This is a genomic window from Streptomyces sp. TE5632, assembly GCF_054061295.1.
Window position 1 is genome coordinate 1,048,242 of record NZ_JBSSEA010000003.1, and the last position, 22,352, is coordinate 1,070,593.

A 22,352-nucleotide genomic window follows, 5' to 3' on the forward strand; every position below is an offset into this window, starting at 1 on the left:
CCTACCCTCCTCCCCCGCCCCCGGCACGGTCCACCGTGCCGGGGGCGGGGCCTCTGTCGGCGAGGGCCGCTGCCCACAATCCCCGTACCAGTCCGAGTGCGGCGTCGAGCGTCGGCGGGGCTTCGGTAGCCAGCTCCCGGGCCAGATCGGGGTAGCTGTCCCGCCATCGGGGCGGTTGGTCCGCAAGCTCGCTCGGAACCTCGTGCGTGCTGCGTACGGCGAAGACGTGCCGTACGACTTGCACGAGAGTCGCGTCGCCCGGCAAGCCGTCCTCGGCCAGCAGTACAAGGTCCACCAGATCCTTGACCCGTGTGTTGGGACGGTCACCGTAGTCGCGGGTGAAAGCGTGCAACTTTTCCGCGAAGTGCTGTCGGCGGTCAACGGTCTCGATCGCACGCTGCGGGGTCCCTGCGAACTGGAGGGTGTTGGGCAGCGGGAGGAATTCCGTCCGGGCGATCTCCTCTCCCCGGTCCACGACGTCCACCCTGACGCCCGCGAACACCTTGCCCGCGAGACGGGACTCGACGGAGAACCGCCAGCCGCCCCGCCCGGCCGTGTCCGCCGTCAGCGACACGGCCGGTCCGACCCGGAAGCGGAACCCGTCCCGGTCCAGGTCGGTCGCAGAGCGTCGATCAGCAGCTCGCGCACCTCGCTCCCGTCCGTATCGGAGCCGTCCTCGGGCCTCAGCGCCAGATCCAGGTCCTTCGTCGTACGAGCGCGTCCGGTGAGCCGGAACTCCATGGCCGCGCCGCCCTTGAGGATCCAGCCGCTTGCCCGGTCCTCCGCGAGGCGCGCCGCCATGCGGTCGAAGACGACGAGCCGCCGTCTGCGGGCCAGATCGGTTCCGGACCTGTCGGCTTCCTGCTTCAGCCGGGTTTCCAGGGCGCGACGCAAGTCGGCGGCGTCACGGTAGCGGCCGGTCACGACATCGCCTCCAACGCCCGCTCCACGCCCAGTTCCGCTCGCGGACCCAGCAGTTGGGCGGCATGGAGCAGCCTTCGGCGGGACACCATCCCTCGTTCCAGCGCCTCACTCACCGCCCCGTCCAGGACATCCTGGTCCTCACCCGCTGCCGCGCACTCGGCGATGGCGCGCAGCGGTGTCGTCACCCGGTACCCCATCCGGTCCTCGACGTCCGGCTGCGTGAGTTCGGCTCGGTGCAGAATCACCGCGTCCGACTTCTGCCGGAAGCCACGCGGCACAGTGAGGTGGATACGGGACGGGTTCGCCGTGCCGAGGTCGTGGGCCGCGAGGGCGGTGGCATGGGAGACCACAGCCCTCCCCTTGCTCCACAGCGACCAGCACACCAGTTGTTCGTCACCCTCACTCGGAAGGTCGGAGAACTCCGGCAAACGGTAGAGCGCCCGGTCGACCACCAGCCAGTTGCCGTGCTGAGCGTGGTAGTGCTGAGCCTGGTGGGAATACCCGGCGTCCACCGCCTGCGCGGCAGTGAAATAGCCGCGCTGACCGGCCGCGGTCCGCCAGAGGGCAGAGCGCCTGCCCACACGGTCTTCGGACACATCGCCACCCTTGGTTGTGCATGAAACTCAAAGAATACTTGAGTTTCCTGCACAGCTGCGCACAAAACTAAAGTTTTCTTTGAGTCATGCGCCCACCAAGAGCCCGACTGCCGACACCGGAATCCACCCCGGGCACCCCTCACCGAAGCAGGCTTACCGCTCTCGGCCCGGCACCCCCGACTGGAAGATCTCGCTGCGGGGTCTTCTGCACCGCCGCCACACCCCTTCACGGGCGCGGTGCCGGTCGGGGTGCGGGACTGCGACCGCACTCGAACCACACGGTCTTGCCGCCGCCGGCGGGATGCGGCGTCACACCCCACCGGTCGGTCACCGCCTCGACGAGCAGCAGCCCGCGCCCACCCTCGGCAAGCGTGTCCCCCGCCCCCGGAACGGGCAGTCGCGGACACCTGTCGGAGACCTCCACCCGCACGCCGCCGGGCTGCAGCAGGAAGCAGATGCCGCAACGGCGGCCGGGTACGTGCCGGATGACGTTGGCGAGGAGTTCCGACACCGCGAGTTCGGCCGCCTCGGCCACCTCCAACAGGCCCGAACCCTTGAGGTAGACCCGCAGGATGCGGCGCAGATGCCGGACCGAGTGCTCGCCCAACGCGAACTCGGCCCGGTAGTGCGTCTCGAAGTCCGCCGCACGCGGACCAGTTGTCTGATTCACCTCACCAGAATGCGACGCACCGCATACGCTCGACTACGCACCGAAATCAACGCCGAGAGGCGTTTCAGGCCGGAGGCGCCACCGTGGCCAACATCCAGACGCTCGATCCCACCGCGTCCCCGCTCGACTACTACGGCTGGGAACTGCGCCGCCAGCGCGAGGCCCACGGCCTCAAGCAGGGCCAACTCGGCGAAATCATCTTCTGCACGGGTTCGTTGATCTGTCAGATCGAGACCACGAAGAAGATCCCCACCCGCGACTTCTCCGAGCGCGTGGACGCCGCCCTCGGCACCGACGGCTTGTTCTCCCGCCTGATCGGCCTGGTCCTGCGCAGCCAACTGCCCACGTGGTTCCAGCCGTACGCGGAGATGGAGGCGAAGGCGGCGTACATCTCCACCTACCAGGCGCAGTTGGTGTACGGGCTGCTACAGACAGAGGAGTACGCACGGGCAGTGTTCAGCGTCGAAGACCGCAGCAAGGTAGACGAAATGGTGGCGGCCCGAATGGAACGCCAGCGCATCCTCAAGCGTGACCAGCCACCCGCACTCTGGGTCATCCTGGACGAAGCCGCTCTGCTCCGAGACATCGGTGGGCGCGACGTCATGCGTCGGCAACTGGCACACCTGTTGTCCTTCGAAGACAATCCGTGGGTACAGGTCCAGATCCTTCCCTTCCTTACAGGCCAACACACCGGAATGATGGGGTCGTTCAACCTGCTGAGGTTCGATGACAACCCTGACCTGTTCTACATGGACGGCTATGACCAAGGCCATATGACCGCTAATCCGGACGTGATCAAGGAGCGCTCGGTCGGTTACGCTCGCCTGCAAGCCTCAGCCCTCTCCCCCGAGGACTCGGCGAGACTGATCACCCGCGTGATGGAGGAACGCTATGCGACCCAGCACCGCACCGAGGAACGTTGAGTGGCGTAAGTCCAGCTATAGCGGAAGCAACGGCGGCGATTGCGTCGAGGTGGCTGACGGCTGCCTCGACGGTGCCGTCCCGGTGCGCGACAGCAAGAAGCCGTCCGGTCCGGTCGTCACCGTCGGCGTCTCTGCCTGGCAGGCGTTCGTCGGTGGCCTGCGCCGGCCGACACGGCGCGTCTGAACATCCCCTCTGAAGCGTGGCCGGGCAGCGTCACGCTGTGCGGTCGCTTCTCCAGGGAGTGGTTGTGACGTCCGAGGTACGGGTCCCGGAGCTCCCGGCAGTGGCGGTGGACTTCGGGACCACTCGCCACGTCCTGGCTGCGTACCGGCGGCACGCCTCGCACCTGCTGTTCATCGGGCTCGGCATCGTGGTGATCACCGTGGTGCTCGTGGTGGTGGGCGCTGTGGCGGGAGTCAGTTGGCTGAGCAAACCGGCCCCGTACACCGCAGGCGGCGGGCTGGCCGTGGCGGGCCTCGGAGCCGGTGCCCTGCGTATCGCGGGGCGCATGCAAAGGCTGCTGTCCGGGAAACCCTGGATCGTCTGCCCCGCTGTCGCGCCGGCGATGGGCACCGGCCCGACACGGCTCGTCCTGAGGACGCCTGACACCGACGAACTGTGGGCGCTGACCGTGGTGGCCGTTCAGCAGCGCCACCCCCTGTCGTGGCCGCCGGATTCCGGTGTGCTCTGGTGGTGCGGGGATCCTTCCTGGGGCGGAGTCGTCTCGCAGCCGGGTGGCAGGACACTGGTGTGGACGCGACCGACCCGGCGGCGCCGGCGGGAGGGCGACCTGCACGCGGCTGTTTCCGCCGGGCTGCTGGAGCGTCCGGCGCCCCCACAGGTGCAGACGTCCGCGACAGGTCCGGCCGTGACGGGCACGGCGGACACCACGCCTGCCCGCCGCCGTCCCTTCTTCCGGTGGGGCGCGTTGCTGGGCGCGGTACTTCTGGGCCTGGGGATCGCCGGGGCCGTGGCGGCGGAGCCGGATCCGCAGGTGGATCTGACCGTGGTCCAGGAGGACAGGTCAGGGCGCTGCACCGTGGTCTGGGAGGACCCGTGGAGCGGGAGCGAGCGCCGGGGCCCGTTCCAGTGCGACCCGCACGTTCCAAAAGCGGTTGAGGAACTCCTTCTTACCGATGGGCCATCCTGTGCCCCGCGTCAGGTGAGACCCATACGAATCTCGACCACCAAACCGATCAGAGACAGGAGTGTTACGCCGCCGGCGGCGAACCGGAGCGACCCCGGAGTAGCCCTCTCCACAGTGCCGGGTAGCACGCCCGCCAGGAACAGGAATATCCGATCCGTCATCTGCGCGATGTTGAAAACGGTGACGAGCCCCACAGAGAACATGATCCCAAAGAGCACGACCTTTCCCACCTGCATCTCGGAAGGGACACGCCCCGCGAGTTCAATCATGTCGACCTGGTTCACCCCATACCAACTATCAAATTTGCTGTATCGCTAATTCGACCAACACGTTTACGGGGGTGGGGAAAATTATCCATCCAACCGCAGCACCAGCTCGTCGATCTCCGCTCCCCGCGCGTTCGCGAAGCCCCGGTCCTCGCCGACGACCTCGAAGCCGCACTTCTCCAGGACCCGCACCGATCCGGTGTTGTCCGCCGCCGCACGGGCAACCCGCTCGCAGGCCACCTTGGCGGCCCGCACGTTCGCTGCAGCCTCGGATGGAACTCTTTGAGTTTCGGATCAACAGACGGCAGGAGAGTTCGAACTGACGCGCAGCATTCGTCACTCCCCATCAGCGGGCCCCCTCCGGCTGCATGGAGGAACTCGAAAAGCGTGAGCACTTCGACCTCAACTGTCCACACCTCGCTCATTTGAGCGCTCAAGTGACAGTTGCCCGCCAACCGCTCACGCTTTTCAGCCACCCCACACCGGCAGGCCCAGCACCTCGGAGGCCGAGATGCCTTATGCAGGCCAGATCGACTCCAGGTCGGTCGGCACCCTGTTCGAGTCGGCGCTCCAGAGCACGAGGCTCTGCGTCTGAGAGCACGGCAAGCTGTTCAGCCGGATCCGTACGGAGATGATCACGCGGTTCTGCAGAGTTAGTTACACCTGGGTGTAACTAACTCTGCTCGCTTTCGAAGGGTGTGTGACTTTCTCTGCACTTCGGCGGGCCTCGGAGCGGTCACACCGGGCTCATCTCCCACAGCAGGAGCTCCGATGTGGTCTCCGCGACAGCCGCGAGCCCCTTGGCGTCCGTGATGCGGGCCGCGTCGCCCGGGGTCAGGTGTTCGTCGTTCAGGGTCACCTCGCCGCGTACGACGTGGGCGTACACGTATGCGGCATCCGGGATCGCCGTCCGTTTCCCCGCCGAAAGGCGGCGGACGTGGAGCGTGGCGCCGGCCTCCGGGAGGGCGTACGGGGTGGAGTCGGTCATGCCGCGGACGATCTCGTAGAAGGGGTCGCCGCCCGGCCGCAGCGGGGTCAGCCACATCTGGAGGAAGGTCAGGGGCTCGGGGCCGGCGTTGCGTTCCACGTGGCGGACGCCGGAGGCGGCGCTCAGGCGTTGCAGGTCGCCGGGGCGGACCACGCTCTCGCGGCCGGTGGAGTCGCGGTGGGTCAGCTCGCCGGAGACGACCCAGGTGACGATCTCGGTGTGGCTGTGCGGGTGCTCGTCGAAGCCGGCGCCGGGGGCCAGGTGCTCCTCGTTGCAGGCGATCACCTGGCCGAAGCGGAGGTGGTCGGGGTCGTAGTGGGGGCCGAAGGAGAAGGCGTGCCGGGTCTCGATTCCGGCCGCCGGATCGCCGCCCTGGTAGCGCTCGTGCGCGCGCCGTACGTGCATCACCGGCCCACCGTAAACCTGCCACGCGGACCCGGCGGCCCGTTCACCCGTCCGGATAAGGCAGTCTTGTCCACGTGCCCGAACCCGAAACCAGTACCCACGATGCCGCAGCACGCCCCGTCCACGCGCATGCCGCGACGCTGAAGAGGCTGGAGAAGTCGTCCGGCAGCCTGGCCGCGCAGGCGATCACGCGGATGGACGAGACGCTGCCCTGGTACCGGGCCATGCCCCCGGAGAACCGTTCCTGGATCGGGCTGGTCGCGCAGGCGGGCATCGCCGCGTTCACCGAGTGGTTCCGGCGTCCCGACGCACCGCAGGCCATCTCCACCGACGTCTTCGGCACCGCGCCGCGCGAGCTGACCCGGGCCATCACGCTGCGGCAGACCGTGGAGATGGTGCGCACCACCATCGAGGTCATGGAGAGCGCCATCGACGAGGTGGCGGCGCCCGGCGACGAGGCGGTGCTGCGCGAGGCGCTCCTCGTGTACGCGCGGGAGATCGCCTTCGCCACCGCCCAGGTGTACGCGCAGGCCGCCGAGGCACGGGGTGCCTGGGACGCGCGGCTGGAGTCGCTGGTGGTGAACGCGGTGCTCAGCGGCGAGGCCGACGAGGGTGCCGTGTCGCGGGCCGCCGCTCTCGGCTGGAACTCGCCGGAGCATGTGTGCGTGGTGCTGGGCACCGCGCCCGACGGTGACTCCGAGCTGACCGTGGAGGCGATCCGGCGGGCCGCCCGGCACGCCAAGCTGCAGGTGCTGACGGGGGTGCTCGGGGACCGGCTGGTGGTGATCGCGGGCGGCAGCGACAACCCGCTGGGCGTGGCCAAGTCGCTGATCGGCCCGTATGCGCAGGGGCCGGTGGTGGCGGGGCCGGTGGTGCCGGACCTGCTGGCGGCGACCCGGTCCGCGCAGGCCGCCGCGGCGGGCCTCAAGGCGTGTACGGCCTGGCAGGACGCACCTCGTCCGGTGCTGGCCGACGATCTGCTGCCGGAGCGGGCGATCGCCGGTGATCCCGCGGCCCGCGAACAGTTGGTGGAGGAGATCTACAGACCGCTGGAGGAGGCCGGGGCCGCGCTGCTGGAGACGCTCAGCGTCTATCTGGAGCAGGCGAGCAGTCTGGAGGGGGCCGCCCGGATGCTGTTCGTTCACCCCAATACCGTTCGTTACCGGCTCCGACGTGTGACAGACGTCACCGGCTGGTCACCCTCCGATGTACGCTCTGCCTTCACGCTGAGGATCGCGCTGATCCTGGGGCGTCTGGTCGACGGTGATCTTCAGCTCTAGCCTCTTGTCGGGGTCCCACAAAACCCCCTCGTGTTCTTCGTCCTTGTCCCCACGGGCGGCTTCGGCCGTCGTCAAGAGAGAGTGTGAGAGTGCTCGTACTCGTCGCTCCCGGCCAGGGCGCTCAGACGCCCGGATTCCTGACCGAATGGCTCGACCTGCCCGGTGCCGCGGACCGCGTCGCCGCCTGGTCCGAGGCCATCGGACTCGACCTCGTCCACTACGGCACCGAGGCCGACGCGGACGCCATCCGTGACACCGCCGTCGCCCAGCCGCTGCTGGTCGCGGCCGGGCTGCTGTCCGCCTCGGCGCTCGGCGAGATGGCGGACATCGCGCCCGGCGCGGTGGCCGGCCACAGTGTCGGTGAGATCACCGCCGCCGCGTTCGCGGGTGTCCTCGACGACTCCGCCGCGCTGAGCCTGGTCCGCAGGCGGGGTCTGGCCATGGCCGACGCCGCCGCGATCACCGAGACCGGTATGGCGGCGCTGCTCGGCGGCGACCCGGACGTCACCGTGGCGCACCTGGAGAAGCTGGGGCTGACCCCGGCGAACATCAACGGCGCGGGCCAGATCGTGGCGGCCGGCACCAAGGAGCAGCTGGCCGCGCTGGAGACGGACAAGCCCGAGGGTGTGCGCCGGGTCGTCCCGCTCAAGGTCGCCGGCGCGTTCCACACGCACCACATGGGCCCCGCGGTCGACACGCTGGCCAAGGCCGCCGAGGACCTCGCCCCGGGCGACCCGAAGGTCACCTACGTGTCGAACAAGGACGGCGCGACGGTCGCGACCGGCACCGAGGTGCTTCAGCGCCTGGTCGGCCAGGTCGCGAACCCGGTCCGCTGGGACCTGTGCATGGAGACGTTCAAGGAGCTCGGGGTGACCGCGCTGATCGAGGTGTGCCCCGGGGGGACCCTGACCGGTCTCGCCAAGCGTGCGCTGCCCGGCGTCAAGACGCTGGCGCTGAAGACCCCCGCAGACCTCGACGCCGCCCGCGAGCTCGTCGCAGAGCACGCCTGACGCCCTTAGGAGCAGATTCCGCATGGCGAAGATCAAGCCCGGTAAGGGCGCCCCGTACGCGCGCATCCTGGGTGTGGGCGGCTACCGGCCCACCCGGGTCGTGCCGAACGAGGTGATCCTCGAGACGATCGACTCGTCCGACGAGTGGATCCGCTCGCGTTCCGGCATCGAGACGCGGCACTGGGCGTCGCCGGAGGAGACGGTCGCGGCGATGTCGGTCGAGGCGTCCGGCAAGGCGATCGCGGACGCCGGGATCGACGCCTCGCAGATCGGCGCCGTCGTCGTGGCGACCGTCTCGCACTTCAGCCAGACCCCGGCCGTCGCGACCGAGATCGCCGACAAGCTGGGCACGGACAAGGCCGCCGCCTTCGACATCTCGGCGGGCTGCGCGGGCTTCGGTTACGGCCTGACGCTGGCCAAGGGCATGGTCGTGGAGGGCTCGGCCGAGTACGTGCTGGTCATCGGCGTGGAGCGGCTGAGCGATCTGACCGATCTGGAGGACCGGGCCACCGCCTTCCTGTTCGGTGACGGCGCGGGCGCGGTCGTCGTCGGCCCGTCCCAGGAGCCCGCGATCGGCCCGACGGTCTGGGGCTCGGAGGGCGACAAGTCCGAGGTCATCAAGCAGACCGTGCCGTGGACGGACTACCGCGACGGCGAGGTCGAGAAGTTCCCCGCGATCACGCAGGAAGGCCAGGCGGTGTTCCGCTGGGCCGTGTTCGAGATGGCGAAGGTCGCCAAGGAGGCGCTGGAAGCCTCCGGGCTTTCGCCGGACGATCTGGACGTCTTCATCCCGCACCAGGCCAATGTGCGGATCATCGACTCGATGGTGAAGACCCTGAAACTGCCGGAGCACGTCACGGTCGCCCGTGACATCCGCACCACCGGCAACACCTCGGCCGCCTCGATTCCGCTCGCGATGGAGCGGCTTCTGGCGACCGGCGAGGCGAAGAGCGGCGACACCGCGCTCGTCATCGGCTTCGGGGCGGGTCTCGTCTACGCCGCTACGGTCGTTACTCTCCCCTAGGCACTCCGTGCCGGACCACCCGGTCCGGTGCGGAACCGCAGTACCCGCCGTTGACGCGGCGGGCGCCACACCCTCTGGAATCACAGCGAAGGAGCGCCATCATGGCCGCCACTCAGGAAGAGATCGTCGCCGGTCTCGCGGAGATCGTGAACGAGATCGCCGGCATCCCGGTTGAGGACGTCCAGCTGGACAAGTCCTTCACCGACGACCTGGACGTCGACTCGCTGTCCATGGTCGAGGTCGTCGTCGCCGCCGAAGAGCGCTTCGACGTCAAGATCCCGGACGACGACGTCAAGAACCTCAAGACCGTCGGCGACGCGACCGAGTACATCCTCAAGCACCAGGCCTGAGCACTGCCGGGCCTTCCTGATCCAAAGGGGAGGCCCGGGGGCCCCGGCCCCGCCACCCGGCGGTGGCGCCGTACGAATCCTCGTAATCCGTTGGAGAAAGAATTCCGATGAGCTCGACCAATCGCACCGTGGTCGTCACCGGTATCGGCGCAACCACACCGCTGGGTGGCGACGCAGCCTCTACCTGGGAGGGCCTGATCGCCGGCCGTTCCGGAGTCAAGCCCCTGGAGCAGGACTGGGCCGCCGACCAGGCGGTCCGCATCGCGGCCCCCGTGGCCGTGGAGCCCACCGAGACCATCCCCCGTCCGCAGGCCCGCCGGCTGGACCGCTCGGCGCAGTTCGCGCTGGTGGCGGCCAAGGAGGCGTGGGCCGACGCCGGCTTCGAAGGCAAGGCGGGTGAGGACCCGAACGTCGCCCCGGAGCGGCTCGGCACGGTCATCGCCTCCGGCATCGGCGGTGTGACGACCCTGCTGGACCAGTACGACGTGCTGAAGGAGAAGGGCGTCCGCCGCGTCTCCCCGCACACCGTCCCCATGCTGATGCCGAACGGCCCGTCGGCCAACGTGGGCCTGCTCGTGGGCGCCCAGGCCGGCGTGCACACCCCCGTCTCGGCGTGCGCCTCGGGCGCGGAGGCCATCGGCTACGCGATCGAGATGATCCGCTCCGGCCGCGCCGACGTCGTCGTCGCGGGGGGCACCGAGGCGGCGATCCACCCGCTGCCCATCGCCGCGTTCGGCAACATGATGGCGATGTCCAAGAACAACGACGACCCCGAGGGCGCCTCGCGTCCCTACGACGTCGCCCGGGACGGTTTCGTCCTCGGCGAGGGCGCGGGCGTCATCGTCCTGGAGTCCGCCGAGCACGCCGCCGCGCGCGGCGCCCGCGTCTACGCGGAGGCGGTCGGCCAGGGCATCTCGGCCGACGGCCACGACATCGTGCAGCCGGAGCCGGAGGGCCGCGGCATCTCGCACGCCCTGCAGAACCTGCTGGACAACACCGACCTGGACCCGGCCGAGATCGTGCACGTCAACGCGCACGCCACCTCGACGCCGGCCGGTGACGTCGCCGAACTGAAGGCGCTGCGCAAGGTCTTCGGCGACGACGTCGACCACATGGCGGTCTCCGCGACCAAGTCGATGACCGGGCACCTGCTCGGTGGCGCCGGCGGCGTGGAGTCGGTGGCGGCGGTGCTCGCGCTGTACCACCGGGTGGCTCCGCCGACCATCAACGTCGACACCATCGACCCGGAGGCCGAGGCGACCGCGGACATCGTCCGGGGCGAGGCGCGCAAGCTGCCCGCCGAGGGTCGTATCGCCGCGCTGAACGACTCGTTCGGGTTCGGTGGGCACAACGTGGTGCTGGCGTTCCGGTCGGTCTGACCGACGCCGGTACGCCGAGGCGTACGTGCGAGGGGCCCCACCTTTCGAGGTGGGGCCCCTCGGTGTGTCAGGGGGTGCCGGGGAGGGCGGGTCGCGGCCCGGGGCCGGTCTCGGCGAGCGGTCAGACCACCTGGTGGAGCCAGCGGACCGGGGCGCCCTCGCCCGCGTAGCGGAAGGGTTCCAGTTCGTCGTCCCAGGGCTTGCCGAGGAGCTTGGCGATCTCCGCCTCCAGGTCGGTCTCGCCCTGCTGGGAGCGGACCAGGGCGGCGCGCAGCCGGTCCTCGGGGATCATGATGTCGCCGTGCATGCCGGTGACGGCGTGGAAGATGCCGAGGTCGGGGGTGCAGCTGTAGCGCTCGCCCTCGGCGGTGGGGCAGGGCTCCGAGGTGACCTCGAAGCGCAGCAGCTGCCAGCCGCGCAGCGCGGAGGCGAGTTTGGAGGCGGTGCCGGCCTGGCCCTTCCAGGAGAACTCCGAGCGCCAGGTGCCCGGCGCGGCGGGCTGGCGGGTCCAGTCCAGGCTGACGCGCACGCCGAGCACCCCCGCGACGGCCCACTCGACGTGTGGGCACAGCGCGCGCGGCGCGGAGTGCACGTACAGAACTCCACGTGTCGTCACCGGAACCTCCGGGCAGAGCGGGACAGGACGGAACGGGGCCGATCAGCGGGTGGCCGGGCGAGCCACGTTGATGGCGAGGCTACCGTGTGGTGGGGGATGGAGTGTGACGTACCGTCCGTCCTGGTGCCCGGAAACTTCCGGCATTCACCCGGCAGGACGACAGTTCCCCTGGGTGTGCCGTTCCCGGATGGCCGTATGCGGCCCCGGGTGGTGTGAGCCGGTCCGTCCGAGCGAGCGGGAACTCCCGCGCGTTGTTATGCATGGGGGACGGTGACCACGATGCGCGGGGAGGCGGCGGGATGGAGCAGGGGACACGGCGGGCGCGGCTCGGGCGGGGCGGCCGCTCGCGGGCCGTGCTCGCCGTGGCGGCGGTCGCGTTGGGGGGCGTGCTGGGTGTCGCCGGCTGCGACGCCGTCGGCGGTGACGCGTCCGCTCCGTCCGCCGGCCCGGCGAAGGAGGCCGCGCCGTCCCCGTCGCCCACACCCGTCTGGGACACCAGCCCCACCTCCGTGGCCGCCGTGGGCGATTCCATCACCCGCGGTTTCGACGCGTGCGCGGTGCTGACGGACTGTCCCGAGGTGTCGTGGGCCACGGGCAGCAGTGCGCAGGTCGACAGTCTCGCGGTGCGGCTGCTGGGGACGGCCGGGGCGGCCGAACGGAGCTGGAACTACGCGGTCACCGGGGCGCGGATGGCGGATCTGCCGGGTCAGATGGCCCGGGCGGTGCGGCGCGATCCGCAGCTGGTGGCGGTGATGGCCGGGGCCAACGACGCCTGCCGGGCCACGACGTCGGCGATGACGCCGGTGGCCGACTTCCGCGCGGACTTCGAGGACGCGATGCACACCCTGCGCAAGGCGCTGCCCAAGGCCCAGGTGTATGTGGCGAGTGTGCCGGACCTCAAGCGGCTGTGGTCGCAGGGCCGGACCAACGAGCTGGGCAAGCAGGTGTGGAAGCTCGGCATCTGCCCGTCGATGCTGGCCGATCCGGATGTGCTGGACGCGGCGGCGACGGAGCGGCGCGAGACGGTGCGAAGCCGGGTGGAGGACTACAACAAGGCGCTGGAGGAGGTCTGCGCGGAGGACCTCCGCTGCCGCTTCGACGGCGGCGCGGTGTACGAGTACGAGTTCGGCACCGAGCAGTTGAGCCGCTGGGACTGGTTCCACCCGAGCATCGACGGTCAGGCCAGACTGGCGGAGATCGCCTACCGCACGGTCACGGCGAAGCAGCCGTGACCTATCGTTCCGCACATGAACGAACTCTTCGGCACACTTTCCGACGGCACCCCGGTGCACCGCTGGACCCTGGAACGGGCCGGCACACGGGTGCGGATGCTGTCGTACGGCGGGATCGTGCAGGCCGTGGAGGTGCCGGACCGGGAGGGGCGGCCCGGGAACGTGGTGCTGGGCTTTTCCGGCCTGGACGGCTATGTCGCCCGTCCGGAGCCCTACTTGGGCGCCCTGATCGGGCGCTACGCCAACCGGATCGCGGGCGCCCGCTTCCCGCTGGACGGGCGTGTCCACACGCTCGCCCCGAACAACGGGCCGAACTCGCTGCACGGCGGTGAGCGGGGCTTCGACAAGCGGGTGTGGGACGTGACGCCCGTACCGCACGGGCTACGCCTCGGCCGGGTCTCCGCGGACGGCGAGGAGGGCTTCCCGGGCCGCCTGGAGATGTCGGTGACCTGCACGCTGGACGAGCGGGGCGCGCTGGGGATCGTGTACGAGGCGGTCACCGACGCGCCGACGGTCCTGAACCCGACGAACCACTCGTACTGGAACCTGACCGGCTCCGACCCCGGCTCCGGCGCCGCCGCCGGCAGCGCGGCCGGGCACGAACTGCGGTGCGCCGCCTCCCGGTTCACCCCGGTCGACGCGGACCTGATACCGACCGGCGAACTCCGGGACGTCACCGGCACCCGCTTCGACTTCCGCGAGGGGCGCAGGACGGGCACCGGGTACGACCACAATCTCGTGCTCGACAAGGGGGTGACGCCGACGCCGGTGGAGGTCGCCGAGCTGTACGACCCGTCGTCCGGGCGGGTGCTGACGGTGGCGACCACCGAGCCCGGGATGCAGCTCTACACCGCCGACCTCATCGGGGAGCCCTTCGCCCCCGGGGCCGGCGTCGCACTGGAGACCCAGCACTTCCCCGACTCCCCGAACCGGCCCGACTTCCCGAGCACGGTCCTGCGGCCGGGCGAGGTGTTCCGCTCGGAGACGGTGTACGGCTTCTCCGTGCGGTAGGTCCGGACCCGGGGCGGCGTGCATGAGCCCCGGTCCGGGGTCAGGGTCCCGGACCGGGGCTGCTCATACGAGGACTACCCCGGCCAGCGGGTGATACCCCGCATCAGACGTTAATCGTCGCGGTGACCCCGCGGCCCGCGATCGGGCATCCGGCCTGGAATTCGTACGAACCCTTCACAAAGGACCACGATGTGGTCACCTCGTACCGGATCCCGACAGCACGCTGGTGCAGTTCGTCGCCGGTCTCAGTGGGCGCCGGTCTCAGTGGGCGCCGGTCTCAGTGGGCGCCGATCTCAGTGGGCGTCGGTCTCAGTGCGCCGGCGCACGGGCTCGTCGGAGCCGTCCTCGGGGGTCTCCTCGCCGAGCAGGTCCCGTGCCATGAGGGTGGCGCCGGCGACCGCGCCCGGCATCAGGAACACCGCGACGAACGGGACGAGGAAGGCGAGCCCGAGCGGTGTTCCGAAGCCCCAGACCAGGGTCTTGCGGGCCCTCAGCAGGGCGAGCCGCTCCCGCAGTTCGACCTCGCGTCGCTGGAGGGCCACCGCCGTCAGCTCCTCGGTGAGGAAGAAGCCGGTGACCATGAAACCGATCACCGGTACGACGGTCTGCCCGAGGAGGGGGATGAACCCGAGGGCGAAGAGCAGCACCGCCCAGACGAGGGCGCGTACGACGATACGGAGGCTGTCCCGGCCGGAGATCCACAGCTCCCGCCCCAGCGTCAGCCCGGACTCGGGGGCGGTGCCGTCGGGCGAGACGTCCCGGTCGACCTTCTCGGAGAGGCTCTCGTAGAAGGGCTGGCCGATGAGGAGCGTCACCGCGGTGAAGGTGATGACGGACAGCAGCAGTCCGAGCGCGAACAGGACGACGGTGAGGAACCCGCGGAACAGGCCGAGCCAGGGGCTCGACCAGTCGTCGGCGAACGGTGTCGCCCAGCCGACGAAGCCGGCTCCCCACAGGGCCAGCGCCACCAGCGCCGCCGCGTACAGCACCAGTGTGACCAGTCCCGGCACCAGACCGAAGCCGTACTGCTTGCCGTGCCGGGCCACCCAGCGCTGGCCCTTCAGGAGATACCGGAATCCCGCCCCAAGATCGCGCATGGGGGCACTATAAGTGCCCGTCGGCGACGTGTCGTGGGCCGGTCGCCGTCAGAGCTTGACGATCATCTTCCCCGTGTTGTCGCCGCGCAGCACCCCGAGGAACGCCTCCAGGTTGTTCTCGATGCCCTCGACGACGGTCTCCCGGTACTTGAGCTCGCCGGAGCGCACCCAGGCCCCGACCTCCTGGACGAACTGCGGCTGGAGGTCGTAGTGGTCGTTGACCAGGAAGCCCTCGATGCGGCCGCGGGTCTGGATGAGCCGGGCCAGGTTCCTCGGGCCGGGCGCGGGCTCGGTGTTGTTGTAGACGGAGATCATTCCGCAGACGGCGATCCGGCCGCCCCGGTCGAGCGACCCGATCGCCGCCTCCAGGTGGTCGCCGCCCACGTTGTCGAAGTAGACGTCGATCCCGTCCGGGGCGGCGGCGCGCAGCTGCTCGCTCACGGGGCCGTTCTTGTAGTTGAAGGCGGCGTCGAAGCCGTACTCCTCGACGAGCAGCTTGACCTTCTCGTCGGATCCGGCGGAGCCGACGACCCGGGAGGCGCCCTTGAGCTTCGCGATCTGCCCGACCTGGCTGCCGACGGCGCCCGCGGCGCCGGACACGAAGACGCGGTCGCCCTCCTTGAAGGCGGCGGTGCGCAGCAGGCCCGCGTAGGCGGTGAGCCCGGTCATCCCCAGCACGCCCAGGTACGCCGACAGCGGCGCGGCGTCGGGGTCCACCTTGACGGCGTTCTCCGCGGCCACGACGGCGTACTCGCGCCAGCCGGAGAAGTGCAGGACGTGGTCGCCGACGGCGATCCCCTCGGCCTCCGAGGCGACGACCTCGCCGACGGCACCGCCCTGCATGGCCTTGCCCAGCTCGTACGGCGCCACATAGGACTTGGCGGCCGACATCCTTCCCCTCATGTACGGATCGACGGAGAGGTACTTGTTCCGCACCAGCACCCGGCCCGCACCGGGTGCCGGGACCTCGGCCTCGACCAGGGCGAAGTCCTCGGGCTTCGGCCATCCGACGGGCCGGCTGAGCAGCTGCCACTCGCGGCCGGTGGTGGGGAGCGTGGGGGTGTCGGACATGGGGTGGGGCCTCCTCGAGGTGTTTCAGGACCTGAAACAACCATGCCGCTGAATATTTCAGGATGTCAAGCATATGAGTACTCTGGGGGCATGGCCGCCGCATCCAGTTCCCCCAGCCGCCCCGACGCCCTGACCCTGGAGGTCGTCGAACTCATCGGCTCGGTCGTGGCCCGCTACCACGAGGAGTACGAGGAGGCGGCGGCCGGCCACGCGCTCACCGGCGCGCAGGCCCGGTTGCTGAGCCTGCTCTCCCTGGAGCCCCTGCCGATGCGGAAGCTCGCCCAGCGTCTGAAGTGCGAGCCGTCGAACGTCACCGGCATCGTCGACCGTCTGGAGTCGCGCGGGCTGGCGGAGCGCCGCCCGGACCCGGCCGACCGCCGGGTGAAGCTGGCGGCGGCGACGGCGGAGGGGCGCAGGGTGGCCCGCAGCATGCGGGAGTCGCTGCGCTTCGCCCGCGAGCCCCTGGCCGCCCTCACGGAACAGGAACGCCTGGCCCTGCGGGACACGCTGCGGACGATGCTGGACACCGACCGGGGCACCGGCGCACCCGAGGCGTAGGGCCTGGTCGACAGCTCCACCGGACCCGGGTCCGGACCGGGTCCGTCAGGTGCACCACCACAGGAAGCGGTCGCAGGTTTCCGAGGGTTCGGGCTCCGGTTCCGGTTCGGGCTCCGTAGTGGTCGGGGCGGGCTCCGGGACGTCCGGCTGCGGCGGGGACTGCTGTGGCGGCGCCGTGGTCGGGTCGGCCGGTGACGTGCCCGCGGGTGCCGGCCCGGTGGCCTCCTCGGGCTCCCCCTCCGCCCCCTCCTCCGTCTCCGTCTCCTCCTCCCCCTCCGCCTCCGCCGACTCATCGTCCGCAGGCGACTCCGAGGCCGACGGTGAGCCGGAGGCGCTGGGGGACGGGGAGTTCACGGACGCGCCCGCGCCCGGGGCGCCGCCGGGCGGTGGCACCGAATCGACCTTCGCCGATCCGCCGTCCGGCGTCTCGTCCCCGGCCGCCGCCGGCTCGGGCCTCGCCCCCGGTGCGTCCATCCCCAGCTCCGCGAGGCTCAACGCGCCTGCGGCCAAGACGAATCCCGCCGCGATCAGCAGCGACCTGCGCCGTCGCCTGCGGTGCGCCGCGGCCTTGCGGTCCCGGCGGCTCGCCCCTGCCATGGGCCCCTCGTCGTCCGCCTCCGGACCCGTGGGGTCGTCGGCGTCGGCGTCCGCGTCGATGGCCGGCCGCCGCGCGTCTTCGGCGGGTTCCGGCTCCGCGTGCGGCGTCGGCTCCGGCTCCGGTTCCGGTTCCGGTACGTCCTCCTCGTACGCCGCCTGCGGGGTGGCGGAGGCCTCCGGGTGGGCGCGGAGGGTCTCGACAGGGGTGCCGCACCCCGGGCAGGCGAGGGCGCCGTTGAGGTGCCGTCGGCACGGGTGGCAATAGTCCATGACGCGGGAAGACTAGGTTCCGCTCACGCCCGGTTGATAGAGCAAGATGTGAAGGTTTGGTAGGGACCCTCGCCCAATGGTTTCGAAACTGCCGAAACCGTTGTGCGCGCGACCCATTGACACCCCCGCCGCCCCGTCCTTACTGTCACGCCAACATTTCGAACGTGTGTCGAAATATCGAACAGCCACCGACGACACCGGCGAAGACACCGAAGAAGACACTGGCGACACTGGCGAGAACAGGGTCCACAACTCAGCGAGGGGCAACCGCCGTGCGTATCACCGGAATCAGCACACACGTGGTCGGGACGCCGTGGCGCAACCTGACGTACGTCCAGGTGCACACCGACGAGGGGCTCACGGGGATCGGCGAGACCCGGATGCTGGGGCACACCGACGCCCTGCTGGGCTACTTGAAGGAGGCGGAGGCCAACCACATCCTCGGCAGCGACCCCTTGGCCGTGGAGGACCTGGTCCGCCGCATGAAGTACGGCGACTTCGGCCGCGCCGGCGAGATCGTGATGTCCGGCATCGCCGTCGTCGAGATGGCGTGCTGGGACATCAAGGGCAAGGCCCTCGGCGTGCCCGTGTGGCAGCTGCTCGGCGGAAAGGTGACCGACAGGGTCAAGGCGTACGCCAACGGCTGGTACACCACGGAACGCACCCCGGAGGCCTACCACAAGGCCGCGCAGTCGGTGGTGGAGCGCGGTTACCGGGCCCTGAAGATCGACCCGTTCGGCACCGGCCACTTCGAACTCGACCACCGGCAGAGCCTGTACGCGGTCTCCCTGATCGAGGCGGTCCGCGACGCCATCGGCCCCGAGACCGAGCTGATGCTGGAGATGCACGGCCGCTTCTCCCCCGCCACCGCCGTCCGCCTCGCCAGGGAACTCGCGCCGTTCGACCCGGCCTGGCTGGAGGAGCCGGTCCCGCCGGAGAACCTCAAGGCGCTGGAGAAGGTCGCCGCCAAGGTCGACATCCCGCTCGCCACGGGTGAACGCATCCACGACCGCATCGAGTTCCGTGAGCTGTTCGAGAGCCAGGCCGTCGACATCCTGCAGCCGGACGTCGGCCACATCGGCGGCATCTGGGAGACGCGCAAGCTCGCGGCGACCGCCGAGACGCACTACATGCTGGTCGCGCCGCACAACGTCGGCGGTCCCGTCCTCACCGCCGCGTCCCTCCAAGTCGGTTTCACCTCACCGAACTTCAAGATCCTGGAACACTTCAACGACTTCGCGGACGCGGAGATCAAGAAGGTCGTCAAGGGCGCCCCGCAGGTGAACCCGGAGGACGGCTGCTTCCACCTCTCCGACGCCCCCGGGCTCGGGGTGGAGCTGGACGTCGACGCGGCGGCCGAGTTCCCGCAGCAGCAGGCCCGGTTCGACCTGTGGGCCGAGGGCTGGGAACAGCGCAAGCCCAAGGGAACGAAGTGACCGCGCGCGTGGGCGGGCCCGCCGCCACCCCCGCCGCCACCCCCGCCGCCGCCGGCTCGCTCGCCGTCGTCGTCGAAGGCCCCGGCACGCACCGTCTCGTCGCGCACGAGCCGCGCGACCCCGGCCCCGGCGAGGCACTGGTCGGCGTGCACGCGACCGGCGTCTGCGGCAGCGACCGCGAGGTGTACCAGGGCAACCGGCCCGAGGAGTACGTGCGTTACCCGCTCACCCCGGGCCACGAGTGGTCCGGGACCGTGCTGCGGGTGGGCGCGGGAGTGCCGGCCTCGCTCACCGGCCGCAAGGTCGTCGGTGAGGGCTTCCGCAACTGCCAGGTGTGCGACCGCTGTCACGCCGGTGAGACGACGCTGTGCTCGGCGGGGTACGAGGAGACCGGGTTCACCCGGCCGGGGGCGATGGCCGCCACGCTGACCCTGCCGGCCCGCCTGCTGCACGTCCTGCCGGACGACGCCGACCTCACCGCGGCGGCACTGCTGGAGCCGGCGGCCTGCATCGCCGCCGCCGCGCTCAAGGCGCACACCCTGCCCGGTGAGCGGGTCGCCGTGGTCGGTACGGGCACCCTCGGCATGTTCGCGGTGCAGTTCCTGCGCGCGAACTCCCCGGCCGAACTGCTCGTCGTCGGCAGCCGGGACGACCGCGAGGCGCTGTCCCGGCGGTACGGCGCCACCGACTTCCGTACGAAGGACCGGGAACTCCCGGACGACTTCGACGTCGTGATCGAGACCGCCGGGTCCGCCAACGCGGCCCGCACCGCGGCCGCGCTGCTCCGGCGCGGCGGGCGACTCGTCCTGACGGGCATCCCGGCGCCGGGTGCGGACGGCCTGGACCCGACGGATCTGGTCGTACGGCAGTTGGAGGTGCACACCGTCTTCGGGGCGGCGCCGGACGCCTGGGCGCACACGGTGCGGGTGTTCGCCGCCGGGCTGCTCGACCCGCTGCCGCTGGTCACGCACGAACTGCCGCTGGCCGAGTTCTCCCGGGCCATCGAGCTGGTGGGGTCGGGCGATCCCGGGGTGGGCAAGGTCCTGCTGCGCCCGTAGGTCCTACAGCCCCTGGGGGAGCCGGGGGTGGGGCGGCCTGACGGCCCCACCCCCGACTCGCTCCCTTCCGCCCCTCTCGCCTCTCTTCTGTTCCCTTCGTCCCTCCCCCTTCGTAGCCGCAGCCGCCCGCCCCCACCCCGGGCCGCGAACCTCGTCCGACCCACCGAACAAAAGGACATCTCGTGACCGACGCTTCCGCCAAGGCGCCCCGCAGGCCCGGTGAGCAGGCGCTCACCGCGCTCGGCCTCGGCGCTCCCGCCCCCGACCCCGCCGACGCCTCGCCGCACTCCTTCCCCGGCGGGGGCCGCTGGCGCACCGAGGTCCCCTCCTGCGAGGGGCCCGAGGCGCTGGCGGTGGTCCTGAAGGAGGCCTCCCGGCTGGACGTGCCGATCCACCGGATCAGCCAGGGCAGCGGCGTGTGGATGCTGACCGACGCCGAACTCACCGAGATGGTCGACGCCACCGCCGAACGGGACATCGAACTCTGCCTGTTCACCGGCCCGCGCGGCACCTGGGACATCGGCGGCTCCACCCGTACCGACTCGCAGGGCGCCGGACTGCGCGCGCGGGGCCACGACGCGGTCGCCGGGTGCGTCGAAGACGCGGTCCGGGCAACGGAGTCGGGCGTGAAGTGCCTGCTCGTCGCCGACGAGGGCGTGCTGTGGACGCTCCACCGGGCGCGGTCGGCCGGCATCATCCCGGCCGACACCACACTGAAGGTCTCGGCGCTCGTCGGGCCGGTGAACCCGGCCTCGTACGCGGTGTACGAGCAGCTCGGCGCCGACTCGATCAACGTACCGAGCGACCTGACGCTCGATCACCTCACCGAGATACGACGGGTTTCGGCCACTCCGATGGACATGTACATCGAGGCCCCCGACGACCTCGGCGGCTACGTGCGGATGTACGAGGTCGCGGAGCTGATCCGGCGCGGCGCGCCGCTGTATCTGAAGTTCGGCCTGGCCAAGGCGCCCGGGATCTATCCGTACGGGCACCACATGCGGGAGCTCACCCTGGCCACCGCGAAGGAGCGGGTGCGGCGCGGCCGGCTCGCCCTGGATCTGCTCGCCCGCCACGGCGCGGACGGCGACATGGCCCCCCTCGGTTCGAGGCTTCCGGGCGATCTGCGCCGGTTCGACGCCCCGTCATAACGTTCCGGAAACTCGACTTCACAGAAGTAGACACAGTCGCGCACAATCCCACACACCCCTTTCTCGGTTCTCGTCAGACACCCCGCCCCGGAAGCGACGTCGCACCTCTGTACCGACCCGCACGTCACCGCCCCGGCACACACCTCAAGGATGATGATCATGCGTAACCGCAGAGCCGCTCTCGCCGCCGTGGCCACCGCCGCCTCGCTCGCCCTCACCCTGTCCGCCTGCGGCCAGAACAGCGAGGGCGGCAGCGAGGAGGACAAGGAAGGTTCCGAGGGGGCGACCATCGGCATCGCGATGCCGACCAAGTCCTCCGAGCGCTGGATCGCCGACGGCAACAACGTCGAGAAGGACCTGAAGTCCAAGGGCTACAAGACCAAGCTGGTCTACGGCGAGGACGACCCGGACCAGCAGGTCGCGCAGATCGAGAACCTGATCACGCAGGGTGTGAAGGCGCTGATCGTCGCGGCCATCGACAACAAGTCGATGAACAACGTGCTGCAGCAGGCCAAGGACGCCGACATCCCGGTGATCTCCTACGACCGCCTGATCCTCGGCACCGAGAACGTCGGCTACTACGCCTCGTTCGACAACGAGAAGGTGGGCGAACTCCAGGGCAGCTACATCCTGGACAAGCTCGGCCTGAAGGACGGCAGCGAGAAGGGCCCGTTCAACATCGAGCTGTTCGCCGGCTCCAACGACGACAACAACACCCGCTACTTCTTCCAGGGCGCGATGAACGTCCTGAAGCCGTACATCGACAAGAAGCAGCTCGTCGTCCGGTCCGGCCAGACCGAGCTCAACCAGGTCACCACCCTGCGCTGGGACGGCGGCACCGCCCAGAAGCGCATGGACGACATCCTGACCTCGTCCTACAAGAGCGGGCGGGTCGACGCGGTCCTCTCCCCGTACGACGGCATCTCCATCGGCATCCTGTCCGCCCTGAAGTCGGACGACTACGGCTCCAAGAGCAAGCCGCTGCCGATCGTCACCGGCCAGGACGCCGAGGTCGCCTCGGTGAAGTCGATCATCGCCGACCAGCAGTCGATGACCGTCTACAAGGACACCCGCAAGCTGGCCGAGGTCGCCACGAACATGGTCGACGCGCTGCTCAACGACAAGGAGCCCGAGGTCAACGACACCAAGACCTACGACAACGGGGCGAAGGTCGTGCCGGCCTACCTGCTGGAGCCGGTCGCCGTGGACAAGGAGAACTACCAGGAGGTCGTCGTCGACTCCGGCTACATCAAGGAGAGCGACCTCAAGTAACCGCCGCCACCGACCGATTC

At 70.2% G+C, this 22,352-nt stretch carries 25 protein-coding genes; 15 read left to right on the forward strand and 10 right to left on the reverse strand.

Translation table 11 applies throughout. The features are described from left to right. Nucleotide 1: 1 nt before the first annotated feature. The 4 genes from ACVW19_RS09950 to ACVW19_RS09965 all read right to left on the reverse strand — a co-directional run bounded on the left by ACVW19_RS09950 (nucleotide 2) and on the right by ACVW19_RS09965 (nucleotide 2,190). Nucleotides 2-574, reverse strand: a complete 573-nt coding sequence (locus tag ACVW19_RS09950; protein ID WP_457458490.1) for a nucleotidyl transferase AbiEii/AbiGii toxin family protein — start codon at nucleotides 572-574, stop codon at nucleotides 2-4. Continuing rightward, nucleotides 565-924, reverse strand: coding sequence for a nucleotidyl transferase AbiEii/AbiGii toxin family protein (locus tag ACVW19_RS09955; RefSeq protein ID WP_457458491.1), 360 nt, complete (start codon nucleotides 922-924; stop codon nucleotides 565-567). The genes ACVW19_RS09950 and ACVW19_RS09955 overlap by 10 nt, the downstream gene beginning before the upstream one ends. Continuing rightward, on the reverse strand, nucleotides 921-1,520 hold the full coding sequence (locus tag ACVW19_RS09960) for a type IV toxin-antitoxin system AbiEi family antitoxin domain-containing protein (protein ID WP_457458493.1): 600 nt from the start codon (nucleotides 1,518-1,520) through the stop codon (nucleotides 921-923). Before ACVW19_RS09960 ends, ACVW19_RS09955 begins: the two co-directional genes overlap by 4 nt. 226 nt (nucleotides 1,521-1,746) lie before the next feature. Further along, entirely contained in the window at nucleotides 1,747-2,190 is a 444-nt protein-coding gene (locus tag ACVW19_RS09965) for an ATP-binding protein (RefSeq protein WP_457458495.1), read from the reverse strand. Between the two features lie 83 nt (nucleotides 2,191-2,273). On the opposite strand from ACVW19_RS09965, the gene ACVW19_RS09970 reads away from it, so the two are divergent. The 3 genes from ACVW19_RS09970 (at nucleotide 2,274) to ACVW19_RS09980 (ending at nucleotide 4,579) form a co-directional block, all read left to right on the forward strand. After that, nucleotides 2,274-3,113, forward strand: coding sequence for a helix-turn-helix domain-containing protein (locus tag ACVW19_RS09970; RefSeq protein ID WP_457458496.1), 840 nt, complete (start codon nucleotides 2,274-2,276; stop codon nucleotides 3,111-3,113). Then, nucleotides 3,082-3,297 (forward strand): DUF397 domain-containing protein, encoded by a 216-nt coding sequence (locus ACVW19_RS09975; RefSeq protein ID WP_457458498.1) that lies wholly within the window; start codon nucleotides 3,082-3,084, stop codon nucleotides 3,295-3,297. The genes ACVW19_RS09970 and ACVW19_RS09975 overlap by 32 nt, the downstream gene beginning before the upstream one ends. A gap of 64 nt (nucleotides 3,298-3,361) precedes the next feature. Continuing rightward, nucleotides 3,362-4,579 carry a hypothetical protein gene (locus ACVW19_RS09980; RefSeq protein WP_457458500.1) on the forward strand — a complete coding sequence of 406 codons (1,218 nt, stop codon included), beginning with the start codon at nucleotides 3,362-3,364 and terminating at the stop codon, nucleotides 4,577-4,579. A 32-nt stretch (nucleotides 4,580-4,611) separates the two neighbouring features. Here the strand turns inward: ACVW19_RS09980 and ACVW19_RS09985 are convergent, their stop codons facing one another. Together ACVW19_RS09985 and ACVW19_RS09990 are read right to left on the reverse strand one after the other, a co-directional pair. Further along, a complete protein-coding gene (locus ACVW19_RS09985) occupies nucleotides 4,612-4,782 on the reverse strand; it encodes a GNAT family N-acetyltransferase (protein WP_457458502.1) in 171 nt (56 codons plus the stop codon). Nucleotides 4,783-5,263: 481 nt separating this feature from the next. Further along, entirely contained in the window at nucleotides 5,264-5,920 is a 657-nt protein-coding gene (locus tag ACVW19_RS09990) for a pirin family protein (RefSeq protein WP_457464520.1), read from the reverse strand. Nucleotides 5,921-5,994: 74 nt separating this feature from the next. Between ACVW19_RS09990 and fasR the strand changes: the two genes are divergently transcribed. The 5 genes from fasR to ACVW19_RS10015 all read left to right on the forward strand — a co-directional run bounded on the left by fasR (nucleotide 5,995) and on the right by ACVW19_RS10015 (nucleotide 10,963). Continuing rightward, entirely contained in the window at nucleotides 5,995-7,200 is a 1,206-nt protein-coding gene (fasR, locus tag ACVW19_RS09995) for a fatty acid biosynthesis transcriptional regulator FasR (RefSeq protein ID WP_457458504.1), read from the forward strand. An 89-nt stretch (nucleotides 7,201-7,289) separates the two neighbouring features. Continuing rightward, complete coding sequence (locus ACVW19_RS10000) at nucleotides 7,290-8,210, forward strand: ACP S-malonyltransferase (protein ID WP_457458506.1); 921 nt, start codon at nucleotides 7,290-7,292, stop codon at nucleotides 8,208-8,210. 22 nt (nucleotides 8,211-8,232) lie between these two features. Beyond that, nucleotides 8,233-9,234 carry a beta-ketoacyl-ACP synthase 3 gene (locus tag ACVW19_RS10005; RefSeq protein WP_457458508.1) on the forward strand — a complete coding sequence of 334 codons (1,002 nt, stop codon included), beginning with the start codon at nucleotides 8,233-8,235 and terminating at the stop codon, nucleotides 9,232-9,234. Between the two features lie 101 nt (nucleotides 9,235-9,335). Then, a complete protein-coding gene (locus ACVW19_RS10010) occupies nucleotides 9,336-9,584 on the forward strand; it encodes an acyl carrier protein (RefSeq protein WP_004988657.1) in 249 nt (82 codons plus the stop codon). A gap of 107 nt (nucleotides 9,585-9,691) precedes the next feature. Continuing rightward, nucleotides 9,692-10,963, forward strand: a complete 1,272-nt coding sequence (locus ACVW19_RS10015) for a beta-ketoacyl-[acyl-carrier-protein] synthase family protein (protein WP_457458510.1) — start codon at nucleotides 9,692-9,694, stop codon at nucleotides 10,961-10,963. A gap of 121 nt (nucleotides 10,964-11,084) precedes the next feature. Here ACVW19_RS10015 and ACVW19_RS10020 read toward each other — a convergent pair whose 3' ends face one another. Beyond that, a complete protein-coding gene (locus ACVW19_RS10020) occupies nucleotides 11,085-11,579 on the reverse strand; it encodes a DUF3145 domain-containing protein (protein WP_109381402.1) in 495 nt (164 codons plus the stop codon). A gap of 299 nt (nucleotides 11,580-11,878) precedes the next feature. Between ACVW19_RS10020 and ACVW19_RS10025 the strand changes: the two genes are divergently transcribed. Both ACVW19_RS10025 and ACVW19_RS10030 read left to right on the forward strand, forming a co-directional pair. After that, nucleotides 11,879-12,811, forward strand: a complete 933-nt coding sequence (locus ACVW19_RS10025) for an SGNH/GDSL hydrolase family protein (protein ID WP_457458512.1) — start codon at nucleotides 11,879-11,881, stop codon at nucleotides 12,809-12,811. Between the two features lie 15 nt (nucleotides 12,812-12,826). Next, nucleotides 12,827-13,822, forward strand: coding sequence for an aldose epimerase family protein (locus tag ACVW19_RS10030; protein WP_457458514.1), 996 nt, complete (start codon nucleotides 12,827-12,829; stop codon nucleotides 13,820-13,822). Between the two features lie 293 nt (nucleotides 13,823-14,115). Here the strand turns inward: ACVW19_RS10030 and ACVW19_RS10035 are convergent, their stop codons facing one another. Together ACVW19_RS10035 and ACVW19_RS10040 are read right to left on the reverse strand one after the other, a co-directional pair. Further along, nucleotides 14,116-14,919: an EI24 domain-containing protein gene (locus ACVW19_RS10035; protein ID WP_457458516.1), complete on the reverse strand. Its 804-nt coding sequence runs from the start codon at nucleotides 14,917-14,919 to the stop codon at nucleotides 14,116-14,118. A 48-nt stretch (nucleotides 14,920-14,967) separates the two neighbouring features. Then, complete coding sequence (locus tag ACVW19_RS10040) at nucleotides 14,968-15,990, reverse strand: NADP-dependent oxidoreductase (RefSeq protein WP_457458518.1); 1,023 nt, start codon at nucleotides 15,988-15,990, stop codon at nucleotides 14,968-14,970. A 90-nt stretch (nucleotides 15,991-16,080) separates the two neighbouring features. Here ACVW19_RS10040 and ACVW19_RS10045 point away from each other — a divergent pair, with 90 nt between their 5' ends. Next, complete coding sequence (locus tag ACVW19_RS10045) at nucleotides 16,081-16,548, forward strand: MarR family winged helix-turn-helix transcriptional regulator (RefSeq protein WP_457458519.1); 468 nt, start codon at nucleotides 16,081-16,083, stop codon at nucleotides 16,546-16,548. A 45-nt stretch (nucleotides 16,549-16,593) separates the two neighbouring features. Here the strand turns inward: ACVW19_RS10045 and ACVW19_RS10050 are convergent, their stop codons facing one another. After that, nucleotides 16,594-17,415 carry an SCO2400 family protein gene (locus tag ACVW19_RS10050; RefSeq protein WP_457458521.1) on the reverse strand — a complete coding sequence of 274 codons (822 nt, stop codon included), beginning with the start codon at nucleotides 17,413-17,415 and terminating at the stop codon, nucleotides 16,594-16,596. A gap of 272 nt (nucleotides 17,416-17,687) precedes the next feature. Between ACVW19_RS10050 and ACVW19_RS10055 the strand changes: the two genes are divergently transcribed. From ACVW19_RS10055 to chvE, 4 genes are all read left to right on the forward strand, one after another. Further along, complete coding sequence (locus ACVW19_RS10055; protein ID WP_457458523.1) at nucleotides 17,688-18,851, forward strand: mandelate racemase/muconate lactonizing enzyme family protein; 1,164 nt, start codon at nucleotides 17,688-17,690, stop codon at nucleotides 18,849-18,851. Between the two features lie 8 nt (nucleotides 18,852-18,859). Next, on the forward strand, nucleotides 18,860-19,909 hold the full coding sequence (locus tag ACVW19_RS10060) for a zinc-dependent alcohol dehydrogenase (protein ID WP_457464522.1): 1,050 nt from the start codon (nucleotides 18,860-18,862) through the stop codon (nucleotides 19,907-19,909). A gap of 182 nt (nucleotides 19,910-20,091) precedes the next feature. Then, the gene (locus ACVW19_RS10065) at nucleotides 20,092-21,060 is read left to right on the forward strand and encodes a hypothetical protein (RefSeq protein WP_457458525.1); all 969 of its coding nucleotides are present in this window, start codon (nucleotides 20,092-20,094) and stop codon (nucleotides 21,058-21,060) included. A 159-nt stretch (nucleotides 21,061-21,219) separates the two neighbouring features. Further along, the gene (gene chvE, locus ACVW19_RS10070) at nucleotides 21,220-22,332 is read left to right on the forward strand and encodes a multiple monosaccharide ABC transporter substrate-binding protein (protein ID WP_457458527.1); all 1,113 of its coding nucleotides are present in this window, start codon (nucleotides 21,220-21,222) and stop codon (nucleotides 22,330-22,332) included. Nucleotides 22,333-22,352: the final 20 nt, after the last annotated feature.